Here is a 17,394-nt window from a genome sequence, read left to right on the forward strand (position 1 = left end):
GCACCCGAATTGCCGGTCGCCGGACCGGTCTCTCCATTAATGAACAAACAATCGTTGGGGGTATCCCACCATGCAGGAAATCTTGCACGAGTTGGAACAGCGCCGCGCCCGCGCCCGTCTGGGCGGCGGAGAGGCCCGCATCGAGGCGCAGCACAAGCGCGGTAAACTGACCGCCCGCGAGCGCCTCGAAGTGCTGCTCGATCCCGGTTCCTTTGAAGAATACGACACCTTCGTCGAGCATCGCTGCACCGACTTCGGCATGGCCGAACAGAAGATTCCCGGCGACGGCGTGGTCACCGGACACGGCACCATCAATGGCCGCCTGGTCTTCGTCTTCTCGCAGGACTTCACCGTGTTCGGCGGCGCCCTGTCCGAGACCTTCGCCGAGAAGATCTGCAAGGTGATGGACATGGCCGCCAAGGTCGGCGCGCCGGTCATTGGCATCAACGATTCGGGCGGCGCCCGCATCCAGGAAGGCGTTGCGTCGCTGGCCGGCTATGCCGACGTGTTCCAGCGCAACATCGAGCAGTCGGGCGTGATCCCGCAGCTGTCGCTGATCATGGGCCCGTGCGCGGGCGGCGCGGTGTACTCGCCCGCCATGACCGACTTCATCTTCATGGTGAAGGACACGTCCTACATGTTCGTGACCGGGCCGGAAGTGGTGAAGACCGTCACTCAGGAGACGGTGACCCAGGAACAGCTCGGCGGCGCCATCACCCACACGACCAAGTCGTCGGTGGCGGATCTGGCGTTCGAGAACGACGTGGAAGCCCTGCTGCAGACCCGCCGCTTCTTCGACTTCCTGCCGCTGAACAACCGGGAAAAGCCGCCGGTCCGCGAGACCTACGATCGCGCCGACCGCGTCGAGATGTCGCTGGATACGCTGATCCCCGACAATCCCAACAAGCCCTACGACATGCACGAGCTGATCTCCAAGATCGTCGATGAAGGCGACTTCATGGAGATCCAGCCCAAGTTCGCCGGCAACATCATCACCGGCTTCGGCCGCATCGAGGGCTCGAGCGTCGGCATCGTCGCCAACCAACCCATGGTGCTCGCCGGCTGCCTCGACATCGATTCCTCGCGCAAGGCGGCCCGTTTCGTCCGCTTCTGCGACGCCTTCAACATTCCGATCGTGACCTTGGTCGACGTGCCGGGCTTCCTGCCGGGAACGGCGCAGGAATATGGCGGCATCATCAAGCACGGCGCCAAGCTGCTGTTCGCCTTCGGCGAGGCGACGGTGCCGAAGGTGACCGTCATCACCCGCAAGGCCTATGGCGGCGCGTATGACGTCATGAGCTCCAAGCACCTGCGCGGCGACGTGAACTACGCCTGGCCGACGGCCGAAATCGCCGTCATGGGCGCCAAGGGCGCGGTGGAGATCATCTTCCGCAAGGATCTGGGTGACCCCGAGAAGATCGCGGCGCACACCAAGATGTACGAGGAGCGGTTCGCCAATCCGTTCGTCGCCGCCAGCCGCGGCTTCATCGACGAGGTGATCATGCCGCACTCGACGCGGCGCCGGATCGCCCATTCGCTGCGCATCCTGAAGAACAAGGACGTGCGCAATCCCTGGAAGAAACACGACAACCTGCCGCTCTAAGGCCAGGGGAGGAAGCCCATGCTGTTCGACAAGATCCTCATCGCCAATCGCGGCGAAATCGCCTGCCGGGTCATCAAGACCGCCCGCAAGCTCGGCATCAAGACGGTGGCCGTCTATTCCGATGCCGACCGTGAAGCGCTGCATGTGCAGATGGCCGACGAAGCCGTTCATATCGGCCCGCCGCCCGCCGCGCAGTCCTATCTGATCATCGACAAGATCCTCGATGCGATCCGCCAGACCGGCGCGCAGGCAGTGCATCCCGGCTACGGCTTCCTGTCCGAGAACATCAAGTTCGCCGAGGCGCTGAAGGCCGAAGGCATCGCCTTCATCGGTCCGAACCCGCGCGCCATCTTCGCCATGGGCGACAAGATCGAATCCAAGAAGCTGGCGGCCGCGGCCAATGTGAGCACGGTTCCCGGCTACATGGGCGTGATCAAGGACGAGGCGGAAGCGGCCAAGATCGCCGCCGACATCGGCTATCCGGTCATGGTCAAGGCCTCGGCCGGCGGCGGCGGCAAGGGCATGCGCATCGCCTATAACGACGCCGAAGCCCGCGAAGGCTTCACCTCGGCGACCAACGAGGCGCGCTCCAGCTTCGGCGACGACCGCGTGTTCATCGAGAAGTTCATCGAGGAACCGCGCCACATCGAGATCCAGGTTCTCGGCGACAAGCACGGCAACGTGATCTATCTGGGCGAGCGCGAATGTTCGATCCAGCGCCGTCACCAGAAGGTCATCGAGGAGGCGCCGAGCCCGTTCCTGACCCCCGAACTGCGCAAGGCCATGGGCGAGCAGGCCGTGGCGCTGGCCAAGGCGGTGGATTACGACAGCGCCGGCACGGTCGAGATGATCGTCGATCCGCAGGGCGGCTTCTACTTCCTAGAAATGAACACCCGTCTGCAGGTGGAACATCCGGTGACGGAGTTGATCACCGGCGTCGATCTGGTCGAGCAGATGATCCGCTCGGCCGCCGGGCTGCCGCTCGAGCTGACCCAGGACGACGTGAAGCTGACCGGCTGGGCCGTGGAAAGCCGCATCTACGCCGAGGACCCGCTGCGCAACTTCCTGCCGTCCATCGGCCGCATCACCCGCTACCAGCCGCCGGCCGAGACCGATGGTGTCCGTATCGACACAGGCATCTACGAAGGCTCGGAAATCAGCATGTTCTACGATCCCATGATCGCGAAGCTGTGCACCTATGCGCCGACCCGCGACGAGGCGATCGCCCGCATGCGGCTCGCGCTGGACGAGTATTATCTGCGCGGTATATCACACAACATCAGCTTCCTGTCGGCCGTGATGGCGCATCCGCGCTTTCAGGAAGGCCGCCTGTCCACCAACTTCATCGCGCAGGAATATCCCGACGGTTTCCTGGGCGCGACGCTCTCACCGGCCGCCCGTGATGGTCTGATCGGCGTCGCGGCCGTCGTGCATACGCTCTCGAGCGCGCGCGAGGCGACCATTTCGGGCCAGCTTCCTCACTGGAAGCCCGCCGATGTGAAGGATTGGGTGATCGCCCTCGATGGCGAGTCCCATGAGGCGCGGATCGCCGATGCGACGGCCGGATGGGACATCTTCCTTGATGGGCGTTTCGTCAACATCCAGTCCAACTGGAAGCCCGGCCAGCTCGTGTTCAAGGGCCTGCTGAACGGCGCGCCCTTCAGCGTCGAGGTCGACCGTCTCGCCGATGGTTACCTGCTGACTCATGACGGCGCCTTCCTGAAGGCGGTCGTGCAGTCGCCACTGGTGGCCAAATACGCCGCGCTCATGCCGGTCAAGGTGCCGCCGGATACGTCCAAGTTCCTGCTGTGCCCCATGCCCGGGCTTGTCGTGTCCATCGCGGTCGCCGAAGGCGACGAGGTGTTCCCGGGTCAGCCGCTGGCGGCGGTCGAGGCCATGAAGATGGAGAACATCCTGCGTGCCGAGAAGCAGGCCAAGGTCGCCAAGATCCACGCCAAGCCGGGCGACAGCCTGGCGGTGGATCAGGTGATCATGGAATTCGAATAGGCCGTGTCCTGAGCAGAACCGTCAAATCGACCATCCGGGGCCGCGTCCAGGGCGTCGGCTTCCGGATGTGGGTCCAGCGCGAGGCCGCACGGCGCGGCATTCGCGGCTGGGTGCGCAACAAGCCCGACGGCAGCGTCGAGGCCGTGTTCAGCGGCAGCAACGACGACGTCATCGACATGATGATGGCCTGCTATCTCGGGCCGCCCGGCGCAAAGGTCATCGAGGTGGTGTCCGATCCCTGCAAGGACGTTCCCGGCGATGGCTTCGAGGTTATCGAGACGGCCTGAGGCCTGTCCTCAGACCTCTTTCCAGAAGCGTCTGGCCAGCAGGGTCCGGTTGGGCCAGAGCCACAAGCCGACGATCAGTCCCACGCTGAACACCAGGTAGGCGCAGCGCAGCGCCACGTCCAAGGCGCCCTGAACATGAGCGCCGTGCAGCAGTTCGTAGATCGCCGGCACCGCCATGAGCGCGATGCCGAGGACCGCGTCCCGCGCGGTGAGCTCGTTCGGCTCGCTTTTCGACACCGCGCGCCAGAATAGCAGCAGCCCGACGATGTTGACCACCGGCGCGCCCCAGGCGACGCCGACAAGTCCGAACGCCAGGATCAGGAACGGCGCCGCCGCCAGCATCAGCACCATGGTGGTGACGGAGATCATGGAAATGGTCGCCGTGCGCTTCAGGAACAGCAGCTGGCGCGCCTGGAACTGTCCCAGCAGGGCGATATAGGACGCGAGCAGATAGGGCGCGAGCAGCGGCAGCGTATCGGCGTAGCGGTCGGGCAGGATCAGCTCCACCACCGGCGGCAGGAACAGGATCGCCGCCAGATAGCAGGGTGTGATCGCCGCCAGCAGCATCTGCCGGATCAGGCGCAGCCGGCGCAGCAGACTCTCGCCGCCGCCCGCCATGCGGGTGCGCATGCGCATGTAGACCGGGTTGAACCACATCTCGAACGAGGTGATCAGCAGGCCGAGCGGCGCGATGATCGAGGCGGCGAGAAACAGCAGCCCGACCTGGGCCATGGGCAGGAAGTTCGCCACGATCAGCCGCAAGGCCAGCGTCCGGCCCCAGTCCGCCAACTCGCGCGGGATCAGCGGCACGCCATAGGCCAGCAACTGCCCGATCTCGCCGCGCGGCAGTCTGCCAACCCGCTGCGGCAACAGCCCGGCGATGCTGACGCCGCGAAACACGGCGCCGATGATGGCCGAGAGCACGTTGGCGAGCACGGCGCCCAGGATGCCCATCTCCAGCCAGAACACCAGAACGCCGGACAGGGCCGCGAGCGCGATGACCTGCACGATCCGATAGACCGCGAACTTGCGCGGATGATCGAGCGTGCGCACGACCGCGTCGAACAGCTTGCTCGACCGGTAGACATAGGCGAGCACCAGCACCAGCGGCAGGAACGGCCACAACGGTACCTTGCCGCTGACCAGCGCATCCCAGCCCAAGAGCAGGACGACACCGACGACGGCGAATGTCGCCAGCGCCAGCAGACGGGCGGTGAACACCACGCGGCTGAGATACGCCCGCGCGCCACCTTCCGCCGTGTCCTGGTCGAAGTACCGGCGCACGATGGCATGGGACACACCCAGATCGGCCAGCACGTCGGCCAGCCCGACAAGGCTCATGAAAACGGCGAACACGCCCAGTTCGGTGGGCGACAGCTTGAACGCATAGAGCAGGGTGATGATGCCGCCGATGGCGCGAGCGAAGGCGTTCGTGCCGCCATAGGTCAGAACGGACCGTACGGCTTGATGACGCAGCAACGCCGTGAACGGATTACCCGGCATGGCCGCGCCGTTCGAGGAGGCGCGCACGCCGCCGTTGCCGAACCGTTTCGCGCACGAGGCGCGCCAGCACCCATAGCCAGTCGGCCGGATTGCCGCCCCTGCGCCGGATCGCCCGGACCTGGACCCTGATGGACGAGCGTACATAGCCGCTGGCGGCGGCGAACTTCTGGCCCCCATGGTACCGCTTGGCCAGGCGCACGGCGCTGGTGACGCCCAGGGACCGGCCGGCCAGCATGAGCCGTACCCAGAGATCGTAATCAAAATTGTCGGTGCGTGCCGCGTCATAGAAGCTGACGGCGGCCAGCGCCTCACGGCGGATCACCGAACCGGAATGACAGATCGGGTTGCCGCGGCCAAGCCGCGCCGTGACGTCCCGGGGCGGTGTCATACCGCTGTCCGCCGGCCATTGGGCATCGCCCTGGCCGTAGATGTAGACCCGGCCGCAGCCTATGGCCGCATGCCGAGGATGCGCGGCCATCAGGGCCACCATGTCTTCGATCCATCGGGGATGGGCGATGTCGTCTGCGTCCATGATGGCGAGCAGCGGCGCGTGCGACTGCTTGATCCCGTGGTTGAGGGCGCGGCCACGGCCGCGGATGGGATTGCGCAGAGACACGATCCGGGGATCGGCCGCCGCGGCCCGCTCGGCGATGGTGGCGCTCTCGTCTGTGGAGCCATCATCGACCAGCAGGATCCGGATGCGCGCCTCGGTCTGGCCGGTGAGCGCGTCGATCGTCCGGGGCAATGTGCCCGCCGCGTTGAAGAAGGTGCAGATGATGTCGGCGAGGACCGGCGCGGCGCTCATGCGGTCGCCACCATGACTGCGCGCCTCGCGGCAGGACGCCGACGCAGGTCGCGGATGGCGCAGGATGACTGCATGGAAGGTGGAGTCCGGTTGGCCCTGGATCGGTTCCGCAATCTAGCCGTTGCCCCGCCGGAAGGAAAGGCCGCCGCGCATCGGCGACCCCGTCAGGCGATGGCGCGCGTCTCGTCGAAGACACGGGGGAAAGTGGTGCGCAGCGCCCGGTCGAGATCATCCATCGTGGCGCTCAGCCCCAGATCGGCCAGCGACGTCACGCCGTGCTGGGAAATGCCGCACGGGACGATGCCGGTGAAGTGCTCGAGCGCCGGATTCACGTTGATGGCGATGCCGTGATAGCTCACCCAGCGCCGGACGCGAACGCCGATCGCGCCGATCTTGTCCTCGCGGCCGCCGCCGCGCGCGACCCAGATGCCGACCCGGCCCTCGCGGCGTTCGCCGGAGACCCCGAGCAGGGCAAGGCTGTCGATGATCCATTGTTCGAGGGAGGCGATGTAGCGCCGCAGGTCACGGCCACGCCGGTTCAGGTCCAGCATCACATAGGCCACGCGCTGGCCGGGTCCGTGATAGGTGTATTGGCCGCCGCGCCCGGTCTCGTAGACGGGAAAGCGCCCCGGCATCAGCAAATCGTGGGGATCTGCGCTGGTGCCGGCCGTGTAGAGCGGCGGATGCTCCAGCAGCCAGACCATCTCGGGTGCTGTCCCGTCGCCGATCCCGGCGACGCGCTGTTCCATGAAGGACAGCGCGTCCGGATAGGCGACGGGCGCAGGCGATATCTTCCAGTCGGGTTCCATGCCCGTAAGGATAGAACGCGACCGGCCGCGATCAATCCGCCTGGATGCGCGTGCCGCGCGGCACCAGCTTGTGGCGGGAGATCTTCCACTCGCCATTGACGCGCTTCATGTCGCTCTCATAGGTGGCCCACAGCGTCAGCGTGGTGTTCGGCTTGTCCTTAAGATAGTGCAGGGCCTGCACGTCGGTGCGGCAGTGGGCGGTGTCGCCATCGACGGTCGCCAGTTGCGGGCCGAGCATGTGCTGGGTCGGGCCATAGGCCTCCAGCGCGGTCTTGACGTATGCGGTCCACGCATCCCCGCCATGATAGGTGTCGGCGCCGAAGCCGACCACGTCGACGTCGTCGGTGAACACCGAGCGGTAGAGCGCCATGTCACGGTTGTCCACGCCCTTGGTGTACTTCAGCATGACGTCCATCAGCGCGATGCGGTCCGCCACATACTGCACGTTATCAGCCATTTTTTCTCCCCTTCCGCGGTTCAGTGAGTAGTCCCAGAGGCGCCAGAATAGGGACAGCTCCGGCCCACATCCACCACAACGTCGGCCGATCGGTGGAAGAATCTGATTAAACATAGAATTTATGTATTATATTGGGTTCTACATGTTCCCTTGAGATTTTATCCGTTATCACTAATATATGACGGACAATTAATGGCGCGGTATGCCGTGCCGGTACGAACCGAAGCGGGACTGGCGCATGATACCACTCATGATCGATCCGGCGATGGTGGCGATGGCGGTGGCCGGGAACGGTCCCGCCGCCGAGCGCCGCGTGACCCAGCTTCGCGATGGCGGCGCCCGGCAGGTCCCGGTATTCGCGCCGGGCGAGGTCGATCGGTTTGGCCTGTTGACCGATGGCGCGGTGCATGACCGCCTGCCGGAAATGGCGGATCTGACCGGGATCGGTGTGTTGTATGTAGCCGGCCTCGACCGCGACGCCTCGGCGGCGCTGGCCCTGATGGCCCGGGAGCACGGTGTTCTGGTCAATGTCGAGGATGTCCGCGAGTTCTGTGACTTCCATGTTCCCGGCATGGTGCGACGCGGCGATCTGCTGATCACCGTGGCGACCGGCGGTCAAAGTCCGGGATTGGCGCGTGCCTTGCGGCGCCGCCTTGAAAGCGAATTCGGGCCCGAATGGGCCGAGAGGCTTCGGACGCTGTCGGCGCAGCGCCGGAAGTGGATCGAGGAAGGCGCCGATATGGCGACGGTCGCGCAGCGTACCGATGCCCTGATCGAGAAAAGCGAGTGGTTGATATGACTGCGGCGACACAATTGAAGCAGCAAGGCGGCGTCCCCGACCTGACGTGGTTGCAGGCCGAATACGGCCACCTCGACGGCAAGGATCTGCTCGAGGTCATGATCAAGAAGGTCTTTCCGGGGCGGATCGCGCTGGTCTCGTCGTTCGGTTCCGAATCCGCGGTGCTGATCGAGATGGTGGCGCAGGTCGATCCGTCGACGCCGATCCTGTTCCTGGATACGGGCAAGCTGTTCGGCGAGACGCTGCGCTATCGCGATACGCTGCGCAGCCGGTTCGGCCTGACCGACCTGCGGTCGATCAAGCCTGACGTGGAAGAGGTGAAGGCCGAGGACAAGAATGGCCTGCTGTGGACCCGCAATCTCGACGCCTGCTGCGACCTGCGCAAGACGCGGCCGCTCGACAAGGCGCTGGAGGGCTTCGATGCCTGGATCACGGGACGCAAGCGCTTCCAGACCAGCACGCGCGCGGCGCTGCCGCTGATCGAGGAGAGCGAAGGCCGGATCAAGATCAATCCGCTGGCGAATTTCGGCCTGGAAGACCTGCAGGCCATCGCCAACGAAAAGGACCTGCCGCGCCATCCGCTGGTGGCCGATGGCTACCTTTCGATCGGCTGCATGCCCTGCACCAAGCGCGTTCAGCCGGGCGAGGATTACCGGGCCGGACGCTGGGCCGGGACCGACAAGACCGAGTGCGGAATCCACGTCGCAGAAAACATCTGACGTGAAGGCCCGTTCTGGCCTTGCGGGGCGCAACCGTTTTTGCTACTTGAGCGCCTCACTGCGGTCGTGGCGGAATTGGTAGACGCGCAGCGTTGAGGTCGCTGTGGGCGAAAGCCCGTGGAAGTTCGAGTCTTCTCGACCGCACCAAGTTTTATGGACCTGCAGGTAACCTCAATGCCTGCAGGTCTTTTTTCTTCTGCTATCCTGTAACCGACAGGGGGTGCCCGTGCAGAACGAAGAGGCGGATTTCGACCAACGCCCCGTCGCCGAGGCTCCCGAACCCTCGCCTTATCGCGTGTCCGAGGACGAAGTCGCCCAGGTCGCCGAAGCGCTCCGGACCGACGACACGGCCTTCATCCACGCGCTGCTCGAGGAATATCACGCGGCCGACCAGGCCGATCTCATCGAGCAACTGTCGTCGAAGAACCGGCGCAAGCTGATCGAGGTCGCGCGCGACCTGATCGAGCCGGAAGCGCTCACCGAGCTCGAGGAAACCGTCCGCGACGAGGTCATCGAGCTGCTGGAGCCGCGCGAGATCGCCGCGGCCATGAGCGAACTGGAAGCCGACGATGCGGCGTACCTCATCCAGGATCTGGACGACGAGGACCGGCGTCAGGTGCTCGATGCCATGCCGGTGGACGAGCGCGCCGATGTCGAGGCGGCGCTGGCCTATCCGGAAGAGACGGCGGGCCGCCTCATGCAGCGCGATTTCATCGCGGTGCCGGCCTACTGGACCGTGGGTCAGACCATCGACTACATGCGGGACAACGAGGACCTGCCCGAGGATTTCTACGAGATCTTCGTCATCGACGCCAAGATGAAGCCGATCGGCTCGGTGCCGCTCAACCGTCTCCTGCGCGCCAAGCGTCCGGTGAAGGTCGAGGACATCATGGAACTCGATCCAGTGCTGATCAACGCGACCACCGACCAGGAAGAAGTCGCCTACCTGTTCAAGCAGTACGATCTGATCTCGGCGCTGGTGGTGAACGAGGACAACCGCCTGCTCGGCGTGATCATGGTTGATGACGTGGTCGACGTGATCCATGACGAGGCGCAGGAAGACATCCTGCTGCTCTCGGGCGTGTCCGACGCCTCGGTCCACGAATCGGTGCTGTGGACCGTGCGGACCCGCTTGCCCTGGCTGGTGGTGAATTTGTTCACGGCGGCCATGGCCGCCTCGGTGATCAAGATGTTCGACGCGACCATCGAGCAGATGGTGGCGCTCGCGGTGCTGATGCCCATGGTGGCCAGCATGGGCGGCAATGCGGGCACCCAGGCGCTCACCGTGGCCGTGCGGGCGCTGGGGACCAAGGAACTCACATCGGCCAACGCGCTGCGCACCATCGGCCGCGAAGCGGCGGTGGGCAGTCTCAACGGCGCGGTCATGGCGCTGATGATCGGCACCGCCGTCGGACTGTATTTTTCCAACTGGATGCTCGGCCTCGTCATCGGCAGCGCCATGATCGTGAACCTGATCATCGCGGCCTTCGCTGGCGTCATGGTCCCGCTTGGTCTGACGAAGGCGGGTGTCGATCCCGCCGTCGCCTCGGGCGTGTTCGTCACCACCATCACCGATGTGGTCGGGTTCTTCGCCTTTCTGGGGCTCGCGGCACTCATCCTGTTGTAGGCTGGGCGTCATGGACCTGGTTACGGATGCCCTGAAGAATCGCTATCGCGAGCCACAGCGCCGCTATCATACCTTGCAGCATATCGAAGAGCTGCTGGGGCTGCTGGACGCACATGCCGTTGTCCTGGCGGATCCGGAAGCCGTTCGTCTGGCGATCTGGTATCACGACGCGGTCTATGATCCCAAGGCCGCCAAGGGCGAAAACGAGAGGCTCAGCGCCGCGCTCTTCGATTCCGAATGGCACGCGGCGGGCAAGGCGGAAGACGACCGGTTTCATGCCGTTCGCGCCATGATCCTCGCCACCATCGATCATGACCTGGCGCGCAGCCATCCCCCAGATAGCGCATGGTTTCTCGATTTCGACATGGCGATTCTCGGCGCCGCGGATGCACGCTATCGGCAATATGCGGGGCAGGTGCGGGGTGAATATGAAACGGTGCCGGACGAGCTCTACCGACAAGGGCGAAGCGCGTTCCTGCGCGGTGCGCTGGCGAAACCGGTTCTCTACTGCACCGATGCATTCCGCGATGCGTGTGACGCACGGGCGCGCCGCAATATGACGTGGGAGCTTGAGTCGCTTCTGGGTTGACTCGACGCCCGGTGGCGCAAGACAACTGCGTCCTGTCAATTCGCCGTCCACGGCGCCGCCATGAAGGGAACCTCAATGTCCGCAGATTCGATCGTCATCACCGGTATCGGCCGCACGCCCATGGCCACGTTCCAGGGCGAGCTGTCGTCGCTGACCGCGCCGCAGCTCGGCGCGATCGCCATCGCCAAGGCCGTCGCGGAAACCGGTGTCGCCGGCGCCGACTATGACGAATGCATCATGGGTTGCGTGCTGCCGGCCGGTCTCGGCCAGGCGCCGGCCCGTCAGGCCAGCCTGGGCGCGGGCATTCCCGACACCGTGGGCGCGACCACCGTCAACAAGATGTGCGGCTCGGGCATGAAGGCGATCATGCAGGGCCACGACATGATCGTCGCGGGCGCGGCCGGCATCGTCATCGCTGGCGGCCTCGAGAGCATGTCCAACGCGCCGTATCTTTTGCCGAAGGTCCGCCAGGGCCTGCGCATGGGCCATGGCGAGGTAAAGGATCACATGTTCACCGACGGCCTGGAGGATTTCCGCCACGGCCGCCTGATGGGCACCTATGCCGAGGCGACCGCGCAGCGCTACCAGTTCACCCGCGAGGAGCAGGACGCCTTCGCGGTCACCTCGCTGACCCGCGCCCAGACCGCCAATGTGGATGGCACCTTCCGCCGCGAAATGGCGCCGGTCACGGTGAAGACCCGCAAGGGCGAGGTGGTCATCGATTCGGACGAGCAGCCCCGCACCGCCGACCATTCCAAGATTCCGAACCTGAAGCCCGCGTTCGCCAAGGACGGCACGGTGACTCCCGCCAATTCCAGCTCCATCTCCGACGGCGCCGCCGCCGTGACGCTGATGGCACGCTCCAACGCCGACAAGCGCGGCGTGAAAGCGCTGGCCCGCATCGTCGGCCAGGCGACCTTCGCCCAGGAGCCGGAATGGTTCACCACGGCGCCGGTTGGCGCGGTGAAGAAGGTGCTGGACCGCGTGGGCTGGAAGGTGTCGGACGTCGACCTGTTCGAGGTGAACGAAGCGTTCGCGGTGGTGCCGATGGCGGTGATGCGCGATCTGGGCATCAGCCACGACATCATGAACATCCATGGCGGCGGTTGCGCGCTCGGCCATCCGGTCGGCGCGTCGGGCGCCCGCATCATCGTCGGCCTGATCAACGCGCTGGAAAAGCACGGCCTGAAGCGCGGCGTCGCGGCGATCTGCCTCGGCGGCGGCGAAGCGACGGCGCTCGCCATCGAACTGGCCTGAGCACCCGATGACGGTGCATCTGCTGCGCCCGGCGGTCGGGGTCACGGACCTCGACCACCTGCGGCAGGTGATGAAGTCGCGCGGGGACGAGCGCAGCATTCATACGCGCAACATCCCCAAGCGCGCCGACGAGTTGCTCGACGGCGGCTCGGTCTATTGGATCATCAGCCGCAAGATCCTCGCCCGCCAGCGTCTCACCGGTTTCGAGAGGCTGGAGGACGAGGCGGGCAAGGCTTACTGCCGGCTCTATCTGGATGGCGAGGTGGTGGCGGTACAGCCTTGGCCACGCCGGCCGCATCAGGGCTGGCGCTACCTGAAGCCCGAAGACGCGCCGCCGGACCTGCGCGAGGGTGATTCGGGCGACATGCCGCCCGAGATGATCGCCGAGTTGCGGGAGCTGGGGCTTCTCTAAGCGCCCGAGGTCTCGAGCGCGATCCGCTTACTCAATGGCCCAGTTGTCGATGAGCCGGGTGCTTCCCAGCCGCGCCGCGCCGAAGACCCTTGCCGGCCTGCCGGGCTCGGTCACCAGCTCCAGCGACCAGGGATCGCGCACCTCGACATAGTCGACGGCGTCGAAGCCGGCCTGGAGGATGTCCTCGCGCGCCTTCGCCGAGGCCGCCGCCGGATCGTCGCCGCTCCTTACCGCATCGCGCACCATCCGCAGCGCCACCGACAAGGCCACGGCCGTCTGGCGCTGTTCCGGCGACAGATAGCGGTTGCGCGACGACAACGCGAGGCCGTCCGCCTCCCGTTCGATGGGCGCGCCCATGATGCGCACGGGAATGTTCAGGTCGGCGGTAAAGCGCCGGATGATCTGAAGCTGCTGGTAGTCCTTCTCGCCGAAGATCGCCACATCGGGCAGCGCCGACGTCAGCAGCTTCACGACGATGAGCGCCATGCCGTCGAAATGGCCCGGACGGTGCGCGCCGCACAGAACGTCGCCGAGCCGCTCGATATGCACTCTGGTGGCGAAGCCTTCCGGATACATCTCGCGCACATGGGGCACGAAGGCGGCATCCACGCCGACTGTCGCCAGCTTGGCCACATCCTCGGCTTCGGTACGAGGATAGCGCTCGAAATCCTCGCCCGGCCCGAACTGGGCCGGATTGACGAAGATGCTGGCCACGACCCGGTCGGCCTGGGTGGCGGCAAGCCGCATCAGCGACAGATGGCCATCATGAAGGGCGCCCATGGTGGGAACCAGGGCGATGGACTGACCATCGCGGCGCCAGGTGGAAACCATGGCGCGCAGCTCGGTGACGGTGCGGATAATGTCAGGCCGGTTCAGCATGGCGCGCACCTTACGCAAGCGCGCCGGGCAAGGCAGCAAAAAATCGTCGGCGGCCTATGGAGAAGCAGCACGTGTTGGCAATCGTGACGGTGCTGGGGTATTAAGGACACAAGGTTAATTTCAGCGCGGGATATGCCGATGCCGGCCCTGCTCATTATCTCCATCGCCGCCCAATTTGCCTGCGGACTGCATGCCGTCAGGACGAATCGTGTCAGTCCTTGGCTTTACATCATTGTCTTCGTGCCGGCGATCGGCTGCGCCATCTACGTCGTCACCCAGATGCTGCCGGATTTGCTGCACAGCCGTGCCGGACGTCAGGTCGCCAAAGACATCACGAAGGTCGTCGACCCGCAGCGCGACCTGCGGCGCAGGATGCGGAACCTAAGCGTCGCCGACACGATCGAGAACAAGCGCAGGCTCGCGGAAGAGTGCCTGTCTCTCGAGATGTACGACGAAGCGGCCGAACTCTATGAAAAAGCGCTCACTGGCCATTACGTCACCGACCCTACATTGATGATGGGCCGCGCGCGGGCGCTGTTCGGTCAGGGGCGCTACGATAGCGTGGTGGAAGTGCTCGATGATCTGCGCGCCGCCAATCCGGACTATGCCTCCGCCGACGGCCACCTGCTGTATGCCCGCGCGCTCGAAGAGGCCGGCCATCACGACCTGGCCAAGATGGAATATGCCTACCTGGTCGAGTATTTCCCCGGCGAGGAGGCCCGCGCCCGCTATGCGCGGCTGCTTGACCGAACTGGCGACAGCGTCAAGTCGCGCGAGATGTACCAGAAGGTCGTCGATTTCGTATCGACGGCGCCTAAGCATTATTACCGGGCGCAGCGAGATTGGTACGACATGGCCCGTCAGCGTCTGCGCGAGATGGACCTACCGCCCGGCGCTTAGGACACCGTTCCATGCCTGACCGGATCGTCCGTCCAGGGCATTCGCGGCCTTTCGCCACATCGCCCTTGTCCGCGGAGGTCGGAGACGCCACGTAAACCGACGGGTTCATTGGGCATTACGGGACGATACTCAAGCATGGTGAGCAAGACACCGAAAATTGTCGGCGGCTCGGGCGAGGTCGATGCGTTTCTGCGCACGCTGGCCGTCACGCCGGTGCCTGATCGTGGGCGCAGGGGCCGCCTGATCTTCGCGCTCGACGCGACCATGAGCCGCCAGCCGACCTGGGATCGCGCCTGCCAGATTCAGGGTGACATGTTTCGCGAGGCGGATGCGGTGGGCGGCCTCGATATCAAGCTGGTGTTCTTTCGCGGCTATCGGGAATGCAAGGCCAGCGCATGGTACGGTCAATCGGCCCCGCTGCTGCGCGCCATGACCTCCATCGCCTGCCAGGGCGGCTATACCCAGATCCAGCGGGTGCTGAAGCGGGCCGTCAAGGAAGCGCGCGAAGGCACGGTCAGCGCGCTGGTCTATGTGGGTGACAGCTGCGAGGAAGAGGTCGATCCCATTTGCGCCGTCGCGGGCGAGCTTGGCGTGCTGGGCGTACCCGTCTTCATGTTCCAGGAAGGCGCGGACCCTTATGCCGAGACCGTGTTTCGGGAGGCCGCGCGTCTGTCGGGTGGCGCATGGTGCCGCTTCGATGAAGCCAGCGCCGACCAGCTGCGCGACCTTTTGAGCGCCGTGGCGGTGTTCGCCGCCGGCGGGCGCAAGGCGCTGGCCGACTACGGCAAACGCAAGGGGGGACAGGCCGTCCGCCTGGCAGGCCTGATCGGCGCTCGGTGACCGGTCGTAACGTTTCCGTGACGATGCTGGCTTGCGTCACCTCCATGGGACATTATTTCCGGAAGCAGGGCAGGCCGGGTCGTGCCGTAGGGGAGAGGTGAATGCGCAGGGAAGCACTCGTTCGCGCCATTGAGGCCGTGACACTTGCGCCGGGCCGCCCCGCGCGCCACACTCGGCATCCTGTAAGCGATAGGCGGTAGATCAAGTGCCCTGGCTCTTTCTAGGGGCGATCCTCCTCGTCCTGCTCCTTCTCCTGATCAACTGGGCGTCGAAGGCCGACGCGACATCGGTGCGGCGCGTGGCCCGTTACTTCGGCGCGTTCCTGCTCGTCGTCCTTGCCGTGTTTCTCGCGATGCGGGGGCTGTTCGGACCGGCCGGCGCGGTCGCGCTGGGGGCGCTCGCCCTGGCATCGCGTAAGGCGATCCCCTTCCTTGGCGGGACGAGCAAGTCGAAGGCCCAGCAGTCGCAGGTGGATACCCCATATCTCCGGGTCACGCTGGATCACGATTCCGGCACCATGGAGGGGGTGATCCTGGCTGGCCGTCATGCCGGCCAGCGGCTCGACGAACTGACCCGCGAGGAGCTCGGTGCCCTCTATGACGAACTGAAAGTCGCGGACCCGGAAGGCGCCAGGCTCCTGGACGCCTATCTGGCGCGGACGTTCGAAGGCGAGTGGCAGGAAGATGCTCCTCGCGCCGAGCCGGCCGACGGCCCCATGACCCGCGAAGAAGCCTTTGAGGTTCTCGGGTTGAAGCCTGGCGCGACCGTCGCCGACATCAAGGCGGCCCATCACCGGCTGATGAAGAAATTCCACCCCGATCAGGGAGGCTCCACCTATTTCGCCATGCGCATCAACGAAGCCAAGGATCTGTTGCTGAAGTCGTGAGTTTACGGGCCGCCACCCCGGGTGCAGTGTGCACTGCAACACACTTTCGCCAAGGTTGTCCGATATACAGCAACGCCCCTTCGGGCATACACTCCACCCATCCTGCTACCACCCCAAACAGCAAAAAACGAGCTCATGATCAGACCAGTTCGCAAGGCCGTATTCCCCGTCGGTGGCATGGGAACCCGCTTCCTGCCGGCCACCAAGGCGATGCCGAAGGAAATGCTTCCCGTCGTCGACAAGCCCCTCATTCAGTATGCCGTCGAGGAAGCCCAGGCGGCGGGGATCGACGAATTCATCTTCGTCACCGGCCGCGGCAAGACGGCCATCGAGAACCACTTCGACCGGTCGACCGAGCTCGAGGCGCTGCTCGCCGAAAAGGAAAAGGACGACGCCCTGCACGAGCTGCTCGGCTCCATGCCCAAGGCCGGTCAGGTCTGCTACACCCGGCAGATGGACCCGTTGGGGCTGGGTCACGCGGTGTGGTGCGCGCGCAATCTGGTCGGCAACGAACCCTTCGCGGTGCTGCTCGCCGACGATCTCATCCAGGCGGGCACCGCCTGCCTCAAGCAGATGGTCGATGCCTACAATGACGTGGGCGGCAACATGGTGGCGCTGATGGACGTGCCGCACGAGCACACCTCGCGCTACGGCATCGTGGCGCCAGGCCAGGTGGAAGGCCGGCTGACGGAAGTCAACGGGCTGGTCGAAAAGCCGAAGCCGGCCGACGCGCCGTCGGATCAGGCGGTGGTCGGCCGCTACATTCTGCAACCGGAAGTGTTCCAGCACCTGGCGGGCCAGCAGAAGGGCGCGGGCGGCGAAATCCAGCTGACCGACGCGCTCGCCCGCATGATCGGCGGCGCGCCGTTCCACGGCTACCGGTTCGAGGGCACGCGCTTCGATTGCGGCGACAAGGTCGGTTTCCTCGAAGCCAATCTGGCGTTCGCGCTGGAGCGCGAGGACCTGCGCGACGGCGTGACCTCGTTCATCAAGAAGCTCGGCCTCTAGCACCGGA

The 17,394-nt window shown here is 65.3% G+C and carries 18 protein-coding genes and 1 tRNA gene; 14 read left to right on the forward strand and 5 right to left on the reverse strand.

The genetic code is table 11. The annotated features are described in order from the left end of the window. The first annotated feature begins 70 nt into the window (after nt 1-70). From WJU17_RS15495 to WJU17_RS15505, 3 genes are read left to right on the forward strand one after another with little or no spacing between them, the layout of a single operon-like run. Nucleotides 71-1,603, forward strand: a complete 1,533-nt coding sequence (locus WJU17_RS15495) for an acyl-CoA carboxylase subunit beta (RefSeq protein WP_346328299.1) — start codon at nt 71-73, stop codon at nt 1,601-1,603. Nucleotides 1,604-1,624: 21 nt separating this feature from the next. Beyond that, nucleotides 1,625-3,610 (forward strand): acetyl-CoA carboxylase biotin carboxylase subunit, encoded by a 1,986-nt coding sequence (gene accC / locus WJU17_RS15500; RefSeq protein ID WP_346328967.1) that lies wholly within the window; start codon nt 1,625-1,627, stop codon nt 3,608-3,610. Between the two features lie 32 nt (nt 3,611-3,642). Further along, entirely contained in the window at nt 3,643-3,897 is a 255-nt protein-coding gene (locus tag WJU17_RS15505) for an acylphosphatase (protein WP_346328968.1), read from the forward strand. A gap of 9 nt (nt 3,898-3,906) precedes the next feature. Here WJU17_RS15505 and WJU17_RS15510 read toward each other — a convergent pair whose 3' ends face one another. From WJU17_RS15510 to WJU17_RS15525, 4 genes are all read right to left on the reverse strand, one after another. Beyond that, nucleotides 3,907-5,427, reverse strand: a complete 1,521-nt coding sequence (locus WJU17_RS15510; protein ID WP_346328300.1) for a lipopolysaccharide biosynthesis protein — start codon at nt 5,425-5,427, stop codon at nt 3,907-3,909. Next, nucleotides 5,390-6,205: a glycosyltransferase family 2 protein gene (locus WJU17_RS15515; protein ID WP_346328301.1), complete on the reverse strand. Its 816-nt coding sequence runs from the start codon at nt 6,203-6,205 to the stop codon at nt 5,390-5,392. Before WJU17_RS15515 ends, WJU17_RS15510 begins: the two co-directional genes overlap by 38 nt. Before the next feature lie 164 nt (nt 6,206-6,369). Next, nucleotides 6,370-7,014, reverse strand: coding sequence for a lipoyl(octanoyl) transferase LipB (gene lipB / locus WJU17_RS15520; protein ID WP_346328302.1), 645 nt, complete (start codon nt 7,012-7,014; stop codon nt 6,370-6,372). Nucleotides 7,015-7,045: 31 nt separating this feature from the next. Then, entirely contained in the window at nt 7,046-7,471 is a 426-nt protein-coding gene (locus tag WJU17_RS15525; protein ID WP_346328303.1) for a nuclear transport factor 2 family protein, read from the reverse strand. A gap of 238 nt (nt 7,472-7,709) precedes the next feature. Between WJU17_RS15525 and WJU17_RS15530 the strand changes: the two genes are divergently transcribed. The 7 genes from WJU17_RS15530 to WJU17_RS15560 all read left to right on the forward strand — a co-directional run bounded on the left by WJU17_RS15530 (nt 7,710) and on the right by WJU17_RS15560 (nt 12,874). Further along, entirely contained in the window at nt 7,710-8,270 is a 561-nt protein-coding gene (locus WJU17_RS15530) for an NAD(P)-dependent oxidoreductase (protein ID WP_346328304.1), read from the forward strand. Beyond that, on the forward strand, nt 8,267-8,989 hold the full coding sequence (locus WJU17_RS15535; protein WP_346328969.1) for a phosphoadenylyl-sulfate reductase: 723 nt from the start codon (nt 8,267-8,269) through the stop codon (nt 8,987-8,989). Before WJU17_RS15530 ends, WJU17_RS15535 begins: the two co-directional genes overlap by 4 nt. A gap of 60 nt (nt 8,990-9,049) precedes the next feature. Then, nucleotides 9,050-9,136: transfer RNA gene (locus WJU17_RS15540), tRNA-Leu, on the forward strand. A 79-nt stretch (nt 9,137-9,215) separates the two neighbouring features. Beyond that, nucleotides 9,216-10,616, forward strand: a complete 1,401-nt coding sequence (mgtE, locus tag WJU17_RS15545; RefSeq protein ID WP_346328305.1) for a magnesium transporter — start codon at nt 9,216-9,218, stop codon at nt 10,614-10,616. Nucleotides 10,617-10,626: 10 nt separating this feature from the next. Next, nucleotides 10,627-11,205 (forward strand): hypothetical protein, encoded by a 579-nt coding sequence (locus WJU17_RS15550; RefSeq protein WP_346328306.1) that lies wholly within the window; start codon nt 10,627-10,629, stop codon nt 11,203-11,205. A gap of 75 nt (nt 11,206-11,280) precedes the next feature. Beyond that, the gene (locus WJU17_RS15555) at nt 11,281-12,462 is read left to right on the forward strand and encodes an acetyl-CoA C-acyltransferase (protein WP_346328307.1); all 1,182 of its coding nucleotides are present in this window, start codon (nt 11,281-11,283) and stop codon (nt 12,460-12,462) included. A 7-nt stretch (nt 12,463-12,469) separates the two neighbouring features. Next, nucleotides 12,470-12,874, forward strand: coding sequence for a DUF1489 domain-containing protein (locus WJU17_RS15560; protein ID WP_346328308.1), 405 nt, complete (start codon nt 12,470-12,472; stop codon nt 12,872-12,874). A gap of 27 nt (nt 12,875-12,901) precedes the next feature. Here the strand turns inward: WJU17_RS15560 and panC are convergent, their stop codons facing one another. Continuing rightward, the gene (gene panC / locus WJU17_RS15565; RefSeq protein ID WP_346328309.1) at nt 12,902-13,753 is read right to left on the reverse strand and encodes a pantoate--beta-alanine ligase; all 852 of its coding nucleotides are present in this window, start codon (nt 13,751-13,753) and stop codon (nt 12,902-12,904) included. A gap of 138 nt (nt 13,754-13,891) precedes the next feature. Between panC and WJU17_RS15570 the strand changes: the two genes are divergently transcribed. The 4 genes from WJU17_RS15570 to galU all read left to right on the forward strand — a co-directional run bounded on the left by WJU17_RS15570 (nt 13,892) and on the right by galU (nt 17,387). Further along, complete coding sequence (locus WJU17_RS15570; RefSeq protein ID WP_346328310.1) at nt 13,892-14,653, forward strand: tetratricopeptide repeat protein; 762 nt, start codon at nt 13,892-13,894, stop codon at nt 14,651-14,653. Between the two features lie 135 nt (nt 14,654-14,788). Continuing rightward, nucleotides 14,789-15,493 carry a VWA domain-containing protein gene (locus tag WJU17_RS15575; protein ID WP_346328311.1) on the forward strand — a complete coding sequence of 235 codons (705 nt, stop codon included), beginning with the start codon at nt 14,789-14,791 and terminating at the stop codon, nt 15,491-15,493. Nucleotides 15,494-15,698: 205 nt separating this feature from the next. After that, nucleotides 15,699-16,379 carry a DnaJ domain-containing protein gene (locus WJU17_RS15580; RefSeq protein WP_346328312.1) on the forward strand — a complete coding sequence of 227 codons (681 nt, stop codon included), beginning with the start codon at nt 15,699-15,701 and terminating at the stop codon, nt 16,377-16,379. A gap of 135 nt (nt 16,380-16,514) precedes the next feature. Further along, a complete protein-coding gene (gene galU / locus WJU17_RS15585; protein WP_346328313.1) occupies nt 16,515-17,387 on the forward strand; it encodes a UTP--glucose-1-phosphate uridylyltransferase GalU in 873 nt (290 codons plus the stop codon). The last annotated feature ends 7 nt before the right edge of the window (nt 17,388-17,394 follow it).

This window comes from Iodidimonas sp. SYSU 1G8, from assembly GCF_039655775.1.
Lineage (GTDB): Bacteria > Pseudomonadota > Alphaproteobacteria > SMXS01 > SMXS01 > RI-34.